Source organism: Peribacillus sp. YIM B13482, from assembly GCF_042787975.1.
In the GTDB taxonomy this organism is placed as follows: domain Bacteria; phylum Bacillota; class Bacilli; order Bacillales; family DSM-1321; genus Peribacillus; species Peribacillus simplex_A.
The window spans coordinates 1-1,224 of record NZ_JBHZPF010000143.1; the positions used below are offsets into that span (position 1 = coordinate 1).

The 1,224-nt window shown below is 37.0% G+C and carries 1 protein-coding gene; it reads left to right on the forward strand.

Annotated elements, in window-relative coordinates:
* Nucleotides 1-33: 33 nt before the first annotated feature.
* Nucleotides 34-1,184 (forward strand): IS3 family transposase gene (locus ACFX4L_RS25365; protein WP_377406678.1). Its coding sequence is split into 2 segments (ribosomal slippage): nucleotides 34-283 and nucleotides 283-1,184, totalling 1,152 coding nucleotides; the frame shifts between segments, so codons are not numbered across the junction.
* Nucleotides 1,185-1,224 lie beyond the last annotated feature (40 nt).

Here is a 1,224-nt window from a genome sequence, read left to right on the forward strand (position 1 = left end):
CCTTACAATGATTTTTGAGAGGATGTGTCCGTCTTGGAACGTAAGAATACAGGTAAAAAATATAATAATGAATTCAAAAAAACTATTGTAGATCTTTATCACTCGGGTAATTCGGTCAAAGAATTAAGCGGCGAATATGGCGTATCAGAAGTTACCATTTATAAATGGATTAAAGAATTTACTCCTATCGGTTTAGGGGAAGAGTCCATGACTCCAAAGGAATTAGCCGCCATTCAGAAGGAAAACCTTCGGTTAAAGCAGGAAGTTGAAATCTTAAAAAAGGCTATGGCCATATTCGCGAAAAAGTAACCGAGACAGATCTTACCGAATTTATTGAGGAACACAAGAAACAATATCCCGTACAGAAGATGTGTGAAATACTAGAAATCCCAAGAAGCAGCCATTATCAATCCCTTCAAATAGTCGTATCAAATCGCGAACAGGAAAACATAGAACTAACGAAGGAAATTCATCTTATTTACCTGGAAAGCAAAGGACGATATGGGGCTCCAAAGATTCATGAAAGCTTATTAACCAAAGGGTTTTCCCTAAGTCTAAAGCGTGTTCAACGTTTAATGAGTAAGGCGAGAATTCGTTCTATTACCAAGAAAAAATACCGTCCCTATCCATCTAAAGAAAAGGTTATTCAATTGGATAATTTGCTAAAACGAGACTTCACTACTCAAACCATTAATGAGAAATGGGTAGCAGATATTACGTATATCCACACGTTAAAAGACGGATGGTGTTATTTAGCTTCGGTATTGGACCTTCATTCTAAGAAAATAGTAGGGTATTCATTTTCTCGTTCAATGACGACAGAACTGGTCATAAAAGCTTTCAATAACGCCCACATATCACAAAAGCCCCCGGAGGGCTTAGTTCTTCATACGGATCTTGGCTCACAATATACAAGCAGTGAGTTTACTCAACATATCCAAAACTATCATATTAAGCAATCTTTTAGTCAGAAAGGTTGCCCGTACGATAATGCCTGTATTGAATCCTTTCATGCCCTATTAAAAAAGGAAGAAGTCAACCACGTACAATATCTAGACTATCAAACAGCTAAACTAGCGATGTTCCAATTTATTGAAGGTTGGTATAACCGAAAAAGAATTCACAGCAGCTTGGGCTATCAAACCCCACAAGCCATTGAAGATCGAATTAGGAATACAGCTTAAGATTTAACTTTTTAGTGTCCAAAATATTGACCCAAATCCA